At 31.9% G+C, this 15,414-nt stretch carries 17 protein-coding genes and 1 tRNA gene; 4 read left to right on the top strand and 14 right to left on the bottom strand.

Annotation, left to right across the window (positions count from 1 at the left end):
• Window positions 1–17: 17 nt before the first annotated feature.
• Together CVS86_RS04895 and CVS86_RS04890 are read right to left on the bottom strand one after the other, a co-directional pair.
• Entirely contained in the window at window positions 18–1,325 is a 1,308-nt protein-coding gene (locus tag CVS86_RS04895; protein ID WP_107791164.1) for an Ig-like domain-containing protein, read from the bottom strand.
• A gap of 248 nt (window positions 1,326–1,573) precedes the next feature.
• Window positions 1,574–1,649 (bottom strand) — tRNA-Val (locus CVS86_RS04890).
• A gap of 223 nt (window positions 1,650–1,872) precedes the next feature.
• On the opposite strand from CVS86_RS04890, the gene CVS86_RS04885 reads away from it, so the two are divergent.
• Genes CVS86_RS04885 through CVS86_RS09895 form a run of 4 tightly spaced genes read left to right on the top strand, consistent with a single transcriptional unit; the run spans window position 1,873 to window position 3,629 of the window.
• Entirely contained in the window at window positions 1,873–2,307 is a 435-nt protein-coding gene (locus CVS86_RS04885; RefSeq protein WP_107791163.1) for a cytochrome c3 family protein, read from the top strand.
• A complete protein-coding gene (locus tag CVS86_RS04880; RefSeq protein WP_107791162.1) occupies window positions 2,304–3,008 on the top strand; it encodes a cytochrome c3 family protein in 705 nt (234 codons plus the stop codon). Before CVS86_RS04885 ends, CVS86_RS04880 begins: the two co-directional genes overlap by 4 nt.
• Before the next feature lie 10 nt (window positions 3,009–3,018).
• Window positions 3,019–3,345 (top strand): hypothetical protein, encoded by a 327-nt coding sequence (locus CVS86_RS09900; RefSeq protein ID WP_199906522.1) that lies wholly within the window; start codon window positions 3,019–3,021, stop codon window positions 3,343–3,345.
• Window positions 3,336–3,629: a winged helix-turn-helix domain-containing protein gene (locus CVS86_RS09895; RefSeq protein WP_199906521.1), complete on the top strand. Its 294-nt coding sequence runs from the start codon at window positions 3,336–3,338 to the stop codon at window positions 3,627–3,629. The genes CVS86_RS09900 and CVS86_RS09895 overlap by 10 nt, the downstream gene beginning before the upstream one ends.
• Window positions 3,630–3,664: 35 nt before the next feature.
• On the opposite strand, the gene CVS86_RS04870 is transcribed toward CVS86_RS09895, so the two are convergent.
• Genes CVS86_RS04870 through CVS86_RS04815 form a run of 12 tightly spaced genes read right to left on the bottom strand, consistent with a single transcriptional unit; the run spans window position 3,665 to window position 15,352 of the window.
• Entirely contained in the window at window positions 3,665–4,798 is a 1,134-nt protein-coding gene (locus tag CVS86_RS04870) for a glycosyltransferase family 4 protein (RefSeq protein WP_103639753.1), read from the bottom strand.
• Complete coding sequence (locus CVS86_RS04865) at window positions 4,795–5,841, bottom strand: EpsG family protein (protein ID WP_107791161.1); 1,047 nt, start codon at window positions 5,839–5,841, stop codon at window positions 4,795–4,797. Before CVS86_RS04865 ends, CVS86_RS04870 begins: the two co-directional genes overlap by 4 nt.
• A gap of 9 nt (window positions 5,842–5,850) precedes the next feature.
• Window positions 5,851–6,855 carry a glycosyltransferase family 2 protein gene (locus CVS86_RS04860; RefSeq protein ID WP_103639755.1) on the bottom strand — a complete coding sequence of 335 codons (1,005 nt, stop codon included), beginning with the start codon at window positions 6,853–6,855 and terminating at the stop codon, window positions 5,851–5,853.
• Window positions 6,836–7,669, bottom strand: a complete 834-nt coding sequence (locus CVS86_RS04855) for a glycosyltransferase (RefSeq protein WP_103639756.1) — start codon at window positions 7,667–7,669, stop codon at window positions 6,836–6,838. The genes CVS86_RS04860 and CVS86_RS04855 overlap by 20 nt, the downstream gene beginning before the upstream one ends.
• The gene (gene rfbB, locus CVS86_RS04850) at window positions 7,653–8,684 is read right to left on the bottom strand and encodes a dTDP-glucose 4,6-dehydratase (protein WP_103639757.1); all 1,032 of its coding nucleotides are present in this window, start codon (window positions 8,682–8,684) and stop codon (window positions 7,653–7,655) included. The genes CVS86_RS04855 and rfbB overlap by 17 nt, the downstream gene beginning before the upstream one ends.
• The gene (gene rfbA, locus CVS86_RS04845) at window positions 8,681–9,556 is read right to left on the bottom strand and encodes a glucose-1-phosphate thymidylyltransferase RfbA (RefSeq protein WP_107791160.1); all 876 of its coding nucleotides are present in this window, start codon (window positions 9,554–9,556) and stop codon (window positions 8,681–8,683) included. Before rfbA ends, rfbB begins: the two co-directional genes overlap by 4 nt.
• The gene (locus CVS86_RS04840; protein ID WP_107791159.1) at window positions 9,553–10,638 is read right to left on the bottom strand and encodes a DegT/DnrJ/EryC1/StrS family aminotransferase; all 1,086 of its coding nucleotides are present in this window, start codon (window positions 10,636–10,638) and stop codon (window positions 9,553–9,555) included. Before CVS86_RS04840 ends, rfbA begins: the two co-directional genes overlap by 4 nt.
• The gene (locus tag CVS86_RS04835) at window positions 10,639–10,998 is read right to left on the bottom strand and encodes a sugar 3,4-ketoisomerase (RefSeq protein WP_107791158.1); all 360 of its coding nucleotides are present in this window, start codon (window positions 10,996–10,998) and stop codon (window positions 10,639–10,641) included. It abuts the gene before it with no gap.
• Window positions 10,999–11,946 carry a glycosyl transferase gene (locus tag CVS86_RS04830; protein ID WP_107791157.1) on the bottom strand — a complete coding sequence of 316 codons (948 nt, stop codon included), beginning with the start codon at window positions 11,944–11,946 and terminating at the stop codon, window positions 10,999–11,001.
• Entirely contained in the window at window positions 11,939–12,883 is a 945-nt protein-coding gene (locus CVS86_RS04825) for a class I SAM-dependent methyltransferase (protein ID WP_107791156.1), read from the bottom strand. The genes CVS86_RS04830 and CVS86_RS04825 overlap by 8 nt, the downstream gene beginning before the upstream one ends.
• Window positions 12,868–13,668 carry a TIGR04325 family methyltransferase gene (locus CVS86_RS04820; protein ID WP_159070812.1) on the bottom strand — a complete coding sequence of 267 codons (801 nt, stop codon included), beginning with the start codon at window positions 13,666–13,668 and terminating at the stop codon, window positions 12,868–12,870. Before CVS86_RS04820 ends, CVS86_RS04825 begins: the two co-directional genes overlap by 16 nt.
• Entirely contained in the window at window positions 13,652–15,352 is a 1,701-nt protein-coding gene (locus CVS86_RS04815) for a hypothetical protein (RefSeq protein WP_107791154.1), read from the bottom strand. The genes CVS86_RS04820 and CVS86_RS04815 overlap by 17 nt, the downstream gene beginning before the upstream one ends.
• Window positions 15,353–15,414: the final 62 nt, after the last annotated feature.

Here is a 15,414-nt window from a genome sequence, read left to right as displayed (position 1 = left end):
TCCACATTAAATTTATATTATAGGTGGTCAGTTGGAGCAACAGTTATAGGCTCAAGTGGCATATAAAATGTCGTTGCTTGAGGTTCTGCGTATTTATTGCCAGCCTCATCTACTGATGAAGCTTGGGCTGTGTATTCAAAATCTCTATTGTTTAAAACGCTACTTTCGACTTTCCAGTTGCCATCAGCATCAGCCTTGGCGCTTAGCTCTTCGACCACTTGAGCTGCTTTGCCTAGCCAAGAGTTACCTAAGCCATCGCGATTAATAATATCAGCAGTTTTGATAACCAAATTTATATCAGCAAACGGCTCTGCTTTGCCCTCTATGGTCGGTGAAAAGTCGTATTGTTTATTGCTATCATACATTGTGTTATAGTGTGACAAGTCAGAAAAGTCATCAGTAGATATTTTTGTGATAGACAAGGTGCTATTGTCTGTATCAACAGTTATCTCTTGCGTGCTTGTAGCTTTTAGCTCTTCGCCGTTTGCAGCTACTTTGCTAGCTTCGATAGTAAATTTATGATCTCCATCAGCTAAAGGCGAATTTGGTGTGTATGACCAGTTGCCATCATTATCAGTAGTTGTCGTACCAAGTAGTGGTGCATTTTCACCTTCACCATCAAATATGCTTATAGTAGCGTTTGAAGTAGCCTTGCCTACCAAAGTTGGAGTGTTATCGTTTGTGATATGCAGACCTGTTCTTTGTGAATTTTCATGCTCTAAGATATTGCCCTCGATGTCAAGGTTGCCGCTTACTGCCTGATCTGTATTACCAGTCACTACGTTATCATCAACTGCTGTGACAGATACTTCTAGTGGCTGCGAGAATATATTGTTATATGCATTATCTATCGCAGCCGCAAGTGTATCAAGACTAAAGCCCTCCTCGCTTGCGCCACCGCTTACATTTGTAAAAGCCTCTGCACTTGCATTTGCTTGAGAGCTTAGATCGCCAAAATTCGCATTGATGTTTGACTCATGACCGCCATTTGCAAAGCCAGCAGCACCAAGGCTCACACCATTCGAGCTTACTCCGCCTGCTGATTGAGTGCCGCCAGCTGCAGTCTCTTCAAGATCAGAGATATTTTTACCATTTAGTAGTTGCTCTTGTAGCGATGCTACCTCTTTGCCAGTCTCATCACTAGCTTTTTCATTTTGAGTTTGCTCAGCCTGCACCTCGACCTTTACGCCGTCTTGCTCTTTTATGACCTCATTGTCATAGATCACGTCGCCTGCTTTTAGAGTTCTTTGATTTCCATTAGCATCAACTGCGACGATGGCATCCGTGCCGATTATTGATTTTATTAATCCTTTAACTTTACTCATAACATTTCCTTTTTATGTTTTTAGTTTTTATGCTGCAATTATAAGTAAATATTTTAGTTCTTTGCTATTGTACTTTGGTACAGTTGTGACATTTTAGAAATGTGAAGTTGTAAATTTTGTAGTTAAATTTAGTAAAAACTTACCGTATTTTAGGAGTTTTACACAAAATTTAAAAATGGTAGAGTTACAAAAAATATTTTTAAATTTTATTTATTTGATTTTAGGTTTTGGGAAATTTGAAATAGAAATGGTGGCCCCGAATGGACTCGAACCATCGACCACTACCATGTCAAGGTAGTGCTCTACCAACTGAGCTACGGGACCAAAGATTTAGGATTATATTTCATTTTCCTTTTTATTTAGCTTAATTGCCATTTTCTTTAAAATTTAACTTTATAAAACTAGTCTATATTTTAGTACTCTAAAATATTATTAATGCAGATTTAATCAAGCAAGGACTATAATTTCATAAAAATAAGTTTAAGCAAAAATATTAGTTTTCCGTTGAAATTTGATGTTTATAAAATCTTAATAGAAAGGAAAGGGTATGAGAAAGCTTAAATTAGTTGCTATTTTTGCCTGTTTATTTTCGCTTCATCTCTTTGGTGCTGATATGCCAAAGGGCGATCTAAACGTCACAAAAATAGTAGTCTCTGATGAGCTAAGAGCCAAGTATAAGATCAAACCTCATCATGAACACCTAAGCTTTGACTGCGTTGATTGTCACCAAAACCAAGGCGATGATCCTAGCAAATTTAAAGCGATCGGTGACGCTGGCTGTCTATCTTGCCACAAGACCAAAAAACTCCTAGCCGATAGACTAAAATTCATGGATACTCTAAAAGCAAATCCTCACAACTCAGTTCACGACGGTCCAAATTTGTACTGCGACGAATGCCACAACGAGCATAAAGAGTCTACAAATATGTGTTCTGAGTGCCACGCGCATGAAGTTCCGCAATGGATGGGGGTAACACCATGAAAATTTCAAAAAAATTACTAGCGCTTATCATATTAATAAGCGGAATTGTTGGATTTTTAGTCGTTTTACCAGTTCATTATGCGCTTGATGAGACGAGTGGGGATAAATTCTGCATAGTTTGCCACGAGATGGACCCTATGGTCATCGCCTACAATGACGACGTCCACAGCGGAAACGGCAAAACCGGCATCAAAGCAAGATGCGTCGACTGCCACATACCACATGACAACATCGCAAAATACGCCCTAACAAAGGCGAAAAACGGCATTTTAGAGGGCTGGGTGCATTTCTTTGGCGATCCTAACGCTATTGATTGGCATAAAAACCTCAAAAACCGCGAGCATTTCGTCTTTGACAACGGCTGCACAAGCTGCCATACAAATGTAATAGATAGCAACAAAACCTCAGCGCAAGCTCAAAAGATGCACGCTCACTACAAAAAGCTCCTTGATACCCCTAAAGAGCTAAAATGCGTAAGCTGCCACTACGACGCAGGTCACGGCGCTGGCTTTAGAAACTATCTTGAGTATTGGAAGCCATCGTATAAAATTTACGATAAAAAGATGATCGAAAAGAGGATCGAAACTAAGCAAAAATTCTTCAAAGATGAGTACAAACCTACAAAAGACGAAGAGGAATTTTTAAAACAAAAGGCTGAAAAAGACGCTAAAAAGCCAGCTGGTGGCGGTCTAGCTGGCTAACAAAGAAGCTTTGCTGCTCTTAAGCGACTTTGAGCAAAATGTCATCCTAAATGCATCGCTTTACCGCTTTGGGTTTAGGATGATGCAGCTAAAAAGCGCTAGCGAAGTCATTAAAGACTTTGAGTGTGGCAACAGATATGATCTGTACGTTTTTGACGTAAAGGCTAGAAATTTAAACCTTGATCTGGTTAAATTTATAAGAGATAGCCAAAACATCACTCCCATTATGCTTTTGCGGGGCGTTAGCATCACTAGCGTTTTTAAGAGGATTTACTATAAGCCATTTTGCCCTGAAGAGTTTTTATTTCACGCCTTTAGCTTTGCAAGGTGCTTTTAGGCTCTAAATTTGAGCTAAAAAATGGTCTAGTCTTTGACAAAGACTCCCTTTGCGTAAGAAAAGAGGGCGAAGTCATCTATCTTGGCAAAAAAGAGAGTCAGCTACTTGAAATTTTATGCAAAAACTCGTCACACGTCGTCACCTACGACGAGATAGATCATCACCTATACAAAAACGAAACCTTATCGCAAGATCGCATAATATCGCTCGTGCGAGAGATAAGAGCCAAGATACCAACTATTTGCCTAAAAACCATACGTAGCACTAGATATAAGGTGGAGTGAGGGGATAGCCTAGAAAATAAAAAAGCTAAAAATCTCTAGTTTTTATATCCAACAACTATACTCATAAGCTTTTTGTTTTGTTCATTTATATCAAATTTTTCTTCTGCGATTTTTCTACTTTCAATACCCATTTGAATTACCATTTCTGGATTTTCTACAAAGTACATCATTTTTTGCGCCAACACATCGCTATTGTATGGCGGTACCAAAAAGCCATTTACACCATCCTTGACCGTTTCTCTGCATCCAACAGTGTCTGTTGTTATAACAGCTCTTCCTATTGCCATCGCCTCTTGCGAACTCCTTGGCACACCCTCTCTATATGACGGCAAGACAAATACCGAACTATTTGTGATCCAATCTTTTATATTATTTACGTATCCTGGAAAAATGACAATTTCATCATTAAGATAAGGCCTTAGCTCTTCTTTATTTAATCCAAATGGATTATTTTCTTCAAAACCACCTAATATATAAAAATTTACATCCTTATATTTATCTTTAACCATTTTAGCGGCTTTTAAATATTCAAAAATACCCTTTTCTGTAAGCAATCTACCTATGAATATAAAACTAACGGGATCACTTGTTGCTTTAGAGTATGAAAATTTTTCCAAATCAACACCTATGCCACCCAGTATATTTACACTTTTTACATTTATATTATAAGTATCTATTAGCTCTTTTTTATCATCGTTATTTAAAAAGATAAGTTCATCAAGAAGTGGTAAGGAAATTTTATATAGAAAAATCTGTATTATCTTGATAATTTTCGCCTTTTTTGTTTGACCGCTCTTGTGGACAGTAAAAGCCCCACCAAGCCCTTCTATCATACCAACTAGTCGTGGCACTCTTGCTATTTTTGCAGCTATAGTTGCAAAAATGACTGGCTTAACAAAAAAAGAAAAAACTACATCTGGCCTATACTGCCTAAATAGCCTAATCAAATTAAACGTAGCAATAACGTCTTTAAATGGATTTAAGCCTTTTGCATTTAAAGTATAGTCAAGTGGGATTGCACCAAAAGAGCTTATTTTTTCTCTACTTTTTCTATCGTAGTCACTAACCAAGCAATAAACTTCATGCCCAATTGATACAAGCATTTTAATAAATTCTTTTCTAAAATTTATCATCGTGGAGGCGAGATTGCCGATTATAAAAATTTTCATAGCATCTCCAAAAAAAAGTTTTTATAGGGTTGCCAATAATGAATAGCATAAAACGAGTAGTTATACCAAATATAAAAGATCAAAAAATTTTCTATTATGATTAAAAATGCTAAGGTAAATTTTAACTTTATTTCTAGTCTTTCTAGAAAAATACTAAAAATTACGATATCAAAAAATATAAAATATAAACCAAGCCTATCCGCTAAAGTAGATAAAAATATAGACAAAAACATAGCCACGACTATTAAAATGGATAGCTCATCGAATAATATGTAATTTATATTATTTCTATTTTTTATATCTTTTCTCATAAATATATATAAGATAAGAGGAATAATATGGATAGCAATCCTAATAAATCCACCTTTAGAATAGTGCATATCAGATAAATATAAAAATTTTATCTTGCTGATATATCCAGTAAAAATATCAAATTTAAAACATATCAATGCAAGAACAAGAAAAAATACTATACCCATACAAACTTTTTTTATATCAACTTGTCTTAAATATAGCAATGGTAAAAATATCAGTAATACAGCAATCGACTTATGAAATAAACTACCAATTAAAATAAAAATCACGGATTTTAAGTTATGATTTTTTGCCATAAAGTACATCGCTACAAAGCCAAACCCTATTGCAACACTTTGCCTGGTATATCCCATAGCTATCACCGTAATACTATAAGGAAATGCAACAAGCAATCCAGCAAAAGGATATCTAAATCTAGTTACCAGAAAAAATAAGCAACTTAAAAATAAAAAAGCGCAGCATAAATTTAAAAAAATGATCCCATGTTGCGCAGAAATATTTTTTCCAATTAGACTTAAAATTTCATATCCAAGATCAGTCTTTGCATCTTTATAAAATATTTCATATAAATAATAATTCCAATCGCCACCAACCTCGTATCTTGCGCCAATAAACAATATTAAAAATAGATAGAGTGCAACTAATACTATTTTGTTAAAGCGTGAAAACTTAGTCAGATCTAACACTAAAAATGTTGATATATAAGCAAATATTATAAAGTAAAGCAATAAATTTCCCTAATTATTTTTAAAAGAAAGAAATATCCTTTTTGCGAAAACAAAAATTTGAGGGCACCCTAAAAATACAGAACTGTATAAAATTTTGTAAACAAAATTTCTATTTATTTTAAAAACATATTTAATATTATTTGCTTCTGGGCATATAGCATTTATATGCTTTTTAAAGTTACTGTCCGAATAATCCAAAATAAACTTTAAAATTGCAGGGATATGATATTTAAAATATTTGTCAAAAAGACCTCTCTGCAGCAGGAAATCCCTTACGGCTTTACTAAACTCGGCAAAGTCATCAAGAGCTTTTTTGTTATTTGAAAAACTATTAGAAAGTGAGTTAGGATTCGTTCTGTAATGATAAAATGGCCTTGCAATGTGAGTAATTTTTTTTGCTTCATAAAAAAGCTGTAAACTTACAAAACTATCCTCACAATGTGAAAAATGTGGAAAATCAATATTTTTATAAAGCTCTCTTTTAGCTAATTTATCACACATAGAAACAGAAACTTCATGAGATAAAATAGCTTTTACAAATTCCAAATTTAACTTTGGATGATTTTTTGTATAAAAAAAACTTTTTATAACACTTTTTTTACTAAATTCTTTAATGTAGTCAAAGCAAACGATATCTGCATCACTTTTTCTAGCTTCATATATCAAAGAACTTACCATATCTTTATCGACCCAGTCATCACTATCTACATGTAAAATGTATTTACCGCTTGCTATTTTCAACCCACTTTTTCTAGCTTGCGGTAAGCCTTCATTTTTTGTTTTATTAATAATTTTTACATGGTTTTTTCTATTTGGGTATCTTTCGATCGTATTCTCCAAAATTTTCATAGATTTATCTGGTGTGCAATCATTTACAAAAACATACTCTATATTGTCATGATCTTGCTCTAAAAGCGTAACTGCGCTCTTTTCTATATATTTTTCCACATTATAAATGGGTACTATTATGGATACATCGTAGTCTTTCATTTGCTTATATCTGTATTTTTCCAAAATTTTTAAGAATCCTTAAAATAAATAGGACAGTTTGTAAAAATTTGTTTTCACCCATCGCCACTTGAACTCTATAAAATTCACAAAGGGTTCCTAATATATCAACACTGCTAACTCCATCATTTGAAAATTTACCGACCACACTTTTTAGTGTTTTTATCTTCGCTCCGTTGTTTACAACAGTCAATACAAATAGCTGATCTGCCGCTATTGGAAATTTTCTAGAATAGTATCCAAACTTTTGATGGAGACTTGTACGATATATTGAGCCAACAGCATGCCCTGAAATATAGTGAAATTGTCCTTTAAGCCATTTTGGACCACTATTTGGCTCGATTTTGCCATTATTAGTATCGATACAAGCTGTTATTATGTCTACACCATCTTCTATAACTTCCTTATAATTTTGAATAGCATTTGGATAAAGTTCATCATCAGCACCAATAACAAGGTAGAATTCTCCGTTACAAGCCTTTATACCTCTATTTAAAGCGTCATAAATCCCAAAGTCCTCTCCAGAAATAACTTTTATATTTATTACTTCAGTACTTTTTAAAATTTCTAAAGTACTATCACTAGATGCTCCATCAGAAATGATCCACTCAAAATCTTTATCGGTTTGCTCTTGCAGGCTTTTTATTACTCTAGGTAGGAATTTTCCTACATTGTAGGTTGCGGTAATTACGCTAAGTTTAGTTGGTTTTTCATTGTAGTTTTTATAGTAAATCTTTTGATTCATTTGGATGTGTCTTATTTTATTTTTAATATCTATTTCTGCAAAAAGCCTACACTTTATATCAAACTTCACAATCATTAAATTTATTTTTTAAATACCACTGTATGGTTTTTACTATTCCGCTTTCAAAGTTTTCGTCTGCTTTCCAGTGAAGCTCCTTTTCTATCTTACTCGCATCTATAGCATATCTTCTATCATGCCCTGCCCTATCTTCCACAAACGCAACTAGGTCTTTATATGAGAAATTTGCAATAGGTTTTTCTTTATCTAAAATGGTCGTAACGATATTAACTATTTCCAGATTAGTCTTTTCGTTGCGTCCACCAATATTATACGTTTCCCCGCTTTTCCCATTGTGAAAGACAGTATCTATTCCTTTGCAATGATCAAGTACATATAGCCAATCTCTTATATTTTTACCGTCACCATAGACTGGTATTGGCTTTTTTTCAAGTGCATTTTTTATAATTGTTGGTATAAATTTTTCACTATGCTGTTTTGGACCGTAATTATTTGAACAATTTGTAATAACCGTATTTAGTCCATATGTCTCATGATAGGATCTAACTATCATATCAGATGACGCCTTAGATGCTGAATATGGAGAATTTGGTGCATATGGTGTTTTTTCAGTAAATAGCTCATTTGAATCAAGACTAAGCGTTCCATAAACCTCATCTGTGCTAATATGATGAAATCTTGAGTCTTTATACTCCTTTTTATAGTTAAATGGACTTTTCATCCAATATTTATAAGCTACATCTATCAAGGTAAAAGTTCCATTTATATTTGTTTGTATAAATATATCTGGACATTTTATCGAGTTATCCACATGAGACTCAGCAGCAAAATGAACAACTCCTTGCACGTCATATTCTTTAAATATAAATTCCACCAACTCTCTGTTACGAATATCACCCTTGATAAATTTATAATTTTGATTTTTTTCACACTCTTTTAAATTTTCTAAATTCCCTGCATATGTCAGCAGATCCAAATTTACCAATCGGTAATCTGGATATTTTTCTAAAAAATACGGTACAAAATTTGACCCTATGAAGCCAGCACCGCCAGTTACTAAAACAGTTTTCATGTATTAGCTACCTTTAGAAGATATTTTCCATAGCTGTTTTTAGATAGCCCATTTCCGAGTGCTATTAGCTGTTCTTTTGAAATATATCCTTTTTTATAAGCTATTTCTTCGATGCAAGCTATTTTTAATCCTTGTCTTTTTTCGATCACTTCTATAAATTTGCTAGCTTCCAATAGGCTTTCATGCGTACCAGTATCAAGCCACGCATAACCCCTGCCCAAAACCTCTACATAAAGTTTTTCTTGCCTTAGATACTCTTGATTTATAGTAGTTATTTCTAGCTCGCCTCTATCTGATGGTTTAACATTTTTAGCTATTTGCACAACATCGCTTGGATAAAAATATAGACCTATTACAGCGTAGTTGCTCTTTGGTATTTTTGGTTTTTCCTCGATACTTATAGCTTTTTTATTTTTATCAAATTCCACAACACCATAAGCCGATGCATCATCAACGTAATAACCAAATACAACGCCTTTCTTATCATTTTCTACTTTTTGTTTGCTATTTTCAAGTAGTTTTATTAATCCCTCACCATATATGAGATTATCACCAAGTACCAAACAAACATCATCTTCACCTATAAATTTTTCACCTATTATAAAAGCTTCTGCAAGTCCATTTGGATAGTCTTGTACGGCATACTGTATATCTAATCCTAAACCGCTTCCATCTCCAAATATACCTTCAAATCTATCTATATCTTTTGGAGTAGAAATGATCAAAATTTCTTTGATATTAGCAAGCATAAGCACTGACAATGGATAATATATCATTGGCTTATTATAAATTGGTAATAGCTGCTTAACTATGCCCTTTGTAATTGGATAAAGCCTAGTTCCGCTTCCGCCAGCTAAAATTATCCCTTTCATTTTTGCCACCTATTCATAATATCGCAAATTTTTAGTATATCTTCTTCCTTGTGAAAATAAGATATTGGCAAGCTTAAGGTTGTGTTGTGTATCTCTTCGCTTATTGGATACCGACCTTCTATTATGCCCTGCATAGATTTTTGTCTATGTGGGGGCAATGGATAATGTATTTCAGTTTTTACTCCATTTTCAAGTAGATAGCTTTTTAGCTCGTCTCTTTTTTTATGTCTAACATTAAAAACATGATACACGTCAAAATAATCCTTATCCACAGCAGGCTTTACAAACCTATCATTCAAATTTTCCAAATAAATCTTTGCTAGCCCTCTTTTATGATTTGTAATATCATCTAAAATTTGAAGCTTAACCGATAAAAATCCAGCTTGAATTTCATCTAATCTCGAATTATAACCAAGCTCATCATTGTAATACTTTATAGCAGAGCCGTAGTTTCTAAGAGACTGAAATGTCTTTGCCAAATTTTCATCATTTGTAGTGATAGCCCCAGCATCACCCAATGCGCCTAAATTTTTTGTCGGATAAAAGCTAAAACATCCTATGCCAAAACTACCAACGATCTTATCTTTAAATTTAGCCCCGTGCGCCTGCGCTACATCTTCAATTATCTTTAAATTATACTTATTTGCAATAGTGCAAATTTTATCCATATCACAAGCCTTGCCATATAAATGTACGACTGTAATTGCTCTTGTATTTTTGGTTATTTTTTCTTCAATCTTATTTGGATCTATGTTGTATGTATTTATATCAGGTTCAACCAAAACAGGCTTAAACCCATTTCTAACAATTGCTAAAATTGTTGCTATATAGGTATTAGATGGTACTATTATCTCACTATTTTTAGGAAATTTACATGCGTCTATCGCTAGGATTAGAGCGTCCAGCCCACTTGCAACTCCTATGCAATGTTTTACGTTACAAAAAGAGGCAAAATTCTCCTCAAATTTCTTTACTTGATCTCCCAAGACAAACCAGCCGCTATTTAAAAATTCGCTAAAACTTTCTTTATATTTATTAAAAAGCTTTTCATTTGCAAGCCTTAAATTTTCATACTCGATCATTCAATACTCCTCATCAATATAATCATCTTTGTCGTAAAACTCTGAAGCAAAAACTAATAGAGTAGATCCTTTTGAAAAATTATCCATAGTATGCCAATCTTCTGGCTCGAGCAGTAAGCATTTTGAAGGGCTATCTAATAAAAATGTCTCTTTTTTTAGCCCATCATTGACATATATCTCGCAACTTCCACCAACACAGATTAAAGCTTGAATAGTCTTTTTATGTCTATGCCCACCCCTCTTTTGAGTCACATCATATATACAATAAAATCTCTTTATCTCAAAAGGAAGTAGCTTTTCCATGACGGTAAGCCAACCTCTTTCGTCTTTAAATGTTGGAGGATCAATAATATAAGCCATTCATAGTCCTAAAATATAATTTTTATCATAAACATTATAAGTATTTTTTATCAATCTTTTAATTTTTGAAAGTGGTGTTTTCCAATTTTTTTTAAATTTTATCGTACCGTGAAAATCGTATTTATAACCTATCTCTTCTAACCTGCTTTTTATATCTTCCAAGTGAGACAAATATGGCTTATATAAGTTTTTTAAATCAATTTTTCTTAATTTATAATTTCCAAATTCTAATTTATTATTTTCTAAAAATTTAAAACCATGAAAATGATAAAAAATCAGCTTAATTTCTTTTTTAGAAAGATCGTATTGTTGGATATTCCACGGTGCAACACCACCTCCTAAATTTTTTAAAGAATGGACTCCTTTAAATCTATTTAGCCAATCATCCAAATATTTTTGATCGCCGAATTTTCCATCTTCAAATCTAGCATAACACCACTCATTACAAGCATTTCGCCACCAGTTTAACACTTCCATCCCATTTTTATCATTTTTAAAAGTCATAAACTGCACACAATAAATTCCGCTGGTTCTGCTTTGATCATACTCTTTAGTATACCTATGCTCCGTTATCAAAACAGACTTTTCACCCAGCTCCTTAATAAGCACGGCCGGATTTGAGAAAAAATATAAATCTGCATCAAGATACGTACAACTATTAAGATTATATTTTTCTATGCAGTACTTAATAATCGAGGGTGTACAAGTCCAGCAATATTCGCCTGGTGTTCTACTTTTTTTTATATTTAAAAGTTCATCATCTTCAAATTCTTCAAGCTGAATTATTGTTGCTGCTTCTAATTTTAACTCTTTTAGAACTTTGTAGCTTCTATCATCAAAAGAAAAAATATATAGATAAAATTTATCGCTATTCTTTTTAAGAGACTCGTACATAGCTAAGCCACGAGTTAGATAATTGCTATCAAAAAGAGTGCAGTAATTATGCATCATGTACCTTTCTAAAAACTATTGCTATCGTATGCCCATCTTCTCTTAAATGAGAACATGAGTTTCTGACAAATTTACTCAATAGGAAAGAAATTTTTTGAATTACTCTACTCAAAAAAGATACATTGATAGTTTTTGTATCAATACCAAGTAGCCCTCTTATAAATTTAGAAAACTTAGTTGTATAAAACCAGTCCTTATGGACATTTGTAACTTTTTCTTTATAAATATCCACAATTTCTAAATTGTATTTTTTGGCAATATATTCTAATGTATACTCGTTCCAGTGAAGTAAATGATGTGGTGGTAAATTGAATATATTGTTTTGTGCATAACGAATAAAAGAATAATTATTAGGAACAGCAATAATAAAATAGCCATTTTTCTTTAAAGCAGTCAAAGATGATTTTATAAAACTATCTAAATTTACAATATGCTCAAGAACTTGAAATGTAACAACTACATCTTGACTATTCTGATTATTTTGAGCAAATTCTTCAATTGTTTTTTCTATAACATTAATTTTTTCTTTTTTTGCAAATTCGACAGCCTGAGAGCTAAGCTCGAGGCCAGTATACTCTATTTTTTTATCAATGTAATTAAAAAAAGCTCCTCGACCAGAACCAACGTCTAATACATGGTCATTCTCTTTTATAAATTTACATGAGTATAAAAATTCAGTTTTATCTTCGTGCAAATAATACCATTCTTCTCTACCTAGTAAACTATAAAATTTATTATCTCCAGGGACAAATGGATAGAAAAATTCAAGTTTGCAATGTGGACACAAGTTTTTGTATAGATATAAATTTTCTCCAAATAGTTTTTCTGTGTCAATGCCTCTTTTTTTCCACAAATTAATAATATCACTAGTATTTATTCTTTCGATATTTTCTGCACTATTACTACATAATGGACATTTTATTTCTTTTGCCATATAAAACCTTTTTCATATTTATATTCATTTTCTTCATCTTCTAAATCAAAAGACTCAATTAAAGTAAAATTTTTAGAGAAATATTTTTCAAAATTATATTCGTAAAATATCCAACAAGGAATGGTAGTATTCCCATATATATCTCCTGTGTGTTGTATAGTTATAAGGTCCTTTTTGTATTTTTTAGAAAAAATTGTTCTATCCAATAAAATAAATTCAAAATTATCTTTTAGTATTTTATCTAATAAATCATAAGGTCTCTCAATATATTGTAATACACTTGAAAGCAATAAAACATTTGGACCTTGTTCTTTCTTGCAAGTTTCAATATCATAATAAAATTTTAACCTATCATCTTGAAAATCCATTTTACCTATATCAACAAAGTGCTTTTGCTCAACAACACTCCAAGAAACTTCATCAAAGCAATCCAAGAATTTTTTATTTTGAAAATAAGTGCTTCCTAAACTTCCACCAAAGTCAAGCACCCTAAGCTTTCCTTTGGATTTTGCACAAGCATACATCAGTCCAGCTAATAACGGCCAAGAATATTGGATTTTATCAAATATTACGCTGTCTCTCTCAAAAATAGCTTCTTTATTTTTAACCTTTAAAAGAGAGGCTCTAACCTTTTGGAGTATTTCCTCACTATCATAGCCAATGGATGCTTTTTTCGCTTCCTCCCAAGTGTTATAACTACCTTTCCAGCCGTATTTATTTGGCCTCAGTCCCTTTAAAAATTTCAATAAAATAGGTGGAATTAAACTCTTAATAAATTGTTTCATCAGTACAATTAGCTCTTTTAAAGTAATTTTCATTTATATTATATACTTTATAAACATATAAGTAATTGTTCTTCATAGAATGTTTAAATGCCTTAAAAAGTCTTTGATCCTTTATTTTTGGGCTGTTCATAATACAATTATTTATAAGTTTATATTGTTTATAAGAATATTTATAAACATCCTCAATTGGATTTTCTAAATCAATCATAGAATATTTATCAAAAAAGATAAAATATAATCTTGCCCTTTCAACGACATCATCACTTAACCTTTTAACATTTTCTATATTCTCCAAGTTTTTCTTATATTCATCTATAGTTAAAGAATTTATAGTAGTTTTAGTTGTTTCCAAAAAATTTGAAGTTGTAAAAACTGGAACACCAAAGCAAGGGGCTTCAACACCGATTGTTCCAGTACAAGTTAGGCAAGCATCTGCATATTCAAATACTACTTTATTATCTACCTTTTTATCAAGATATATAAATTTAGCACCATATTTAGCATTTATCTCATCAACAACACTTTTAACAGTAATATCACATTTATAAAGGTATTCCGAAGGATGAGGTTTTATATAGAAATTATGCTCTAATGTTTTTTTTGATAATACTAATAGAGTCTCATATAACCAAGTATAAAAATCTGAATAAAGTGTGTCAAAATATTTAACAGCATCGACAAAAGCATGCGAAAATATAAAAAAATTTTTACCTTTTTTGTGTATCGCATATCTAGCCTTTAACTCACCTATACTATTTATTTCAGTATTTAAGTATACGTTTACATTATCAAAATTTTTATGGTTTTTTCCATTAACCCTAAGGAGTATTGTATCTTCATATTCTTTTTGCAGCTCTTTCTCAGAAATTCCGGAAAATACCATATCCATAATTTCCTGATTAAAGCATCTCGGTTTTTTTATAAACCCCTTTGTAGCATTCTGAATAGTAATATATCCGTTCTTATTCGTTTCTCCATCATAAAATTTTATATTTGGATCTACCAGATAAGCTACTCTAAAAAATATTCCATAGTCAGCATATACATTATGAGACAAAACAACATCAGTGATTCTACTTTCAGTTAGAATATCTTTGTATCTATAAAAAAGCGTTACAGCGTTATAAATATATAATAAAAACCTTAAATCCATCTTTCTATAAGTTGGCAAATTCGTGAACCTTAGAAATTGATCATATATAAGATCGCCTATTTCAATACCTTCGCAAATTATATTCCAGCCGCAAGTTTTATTATAATTAAAAGCTTTACAATTATTAAATAAAAAAATTAGCGCCTTATATCTATATAAAATGTTTTTAAAAGTATATACCGATACAAAACTATCTATGCCATATATATTTGCAATATATTTCATCTTAATATCCGAGTTATATTGAAGTAAAGCTATACTATTTGTAGCTCCTAAATTTTCTAAAAGCAATTTGAAATTACAAATGTTGTGAACCATTACAGGATAATCACTAAAAAACTCTAACAAGACTTTTCTATCTGATTTTATAAAATTAGAATTTTCTTTAAAATACTTAGATATATTTGATAGATCTATTTTGCTTAGCTGTTTGACTTTTGAAATAGACCTTACATAAAAAAATATATAATCAATAAAGGTTCCTCTCTTTAATAAACTTAATATATCCCTAACATATTTAAAGACTCTCATAAACACCTTCTAATTATAAAACATTAAATAAAATCAACCAAATACTACTACACTACTTATTT

The sequence above is a fragment of the Campylobacter concisus genome (assembly GCF_003048605.1).
Taxonomy (GTDB): domain Bacteria; phylum Campylobacterota; class Campylobacteria; order Campylobacterales; family Campylobacteraceae; genus Campylobacter_A; species Campylobacter_A concisus_BM.
The sequence above is the reverse complement of the archived record's forward strand: the minus strand, read 5'-3'. Positions and strand labels throughout refer to the sequence as shown.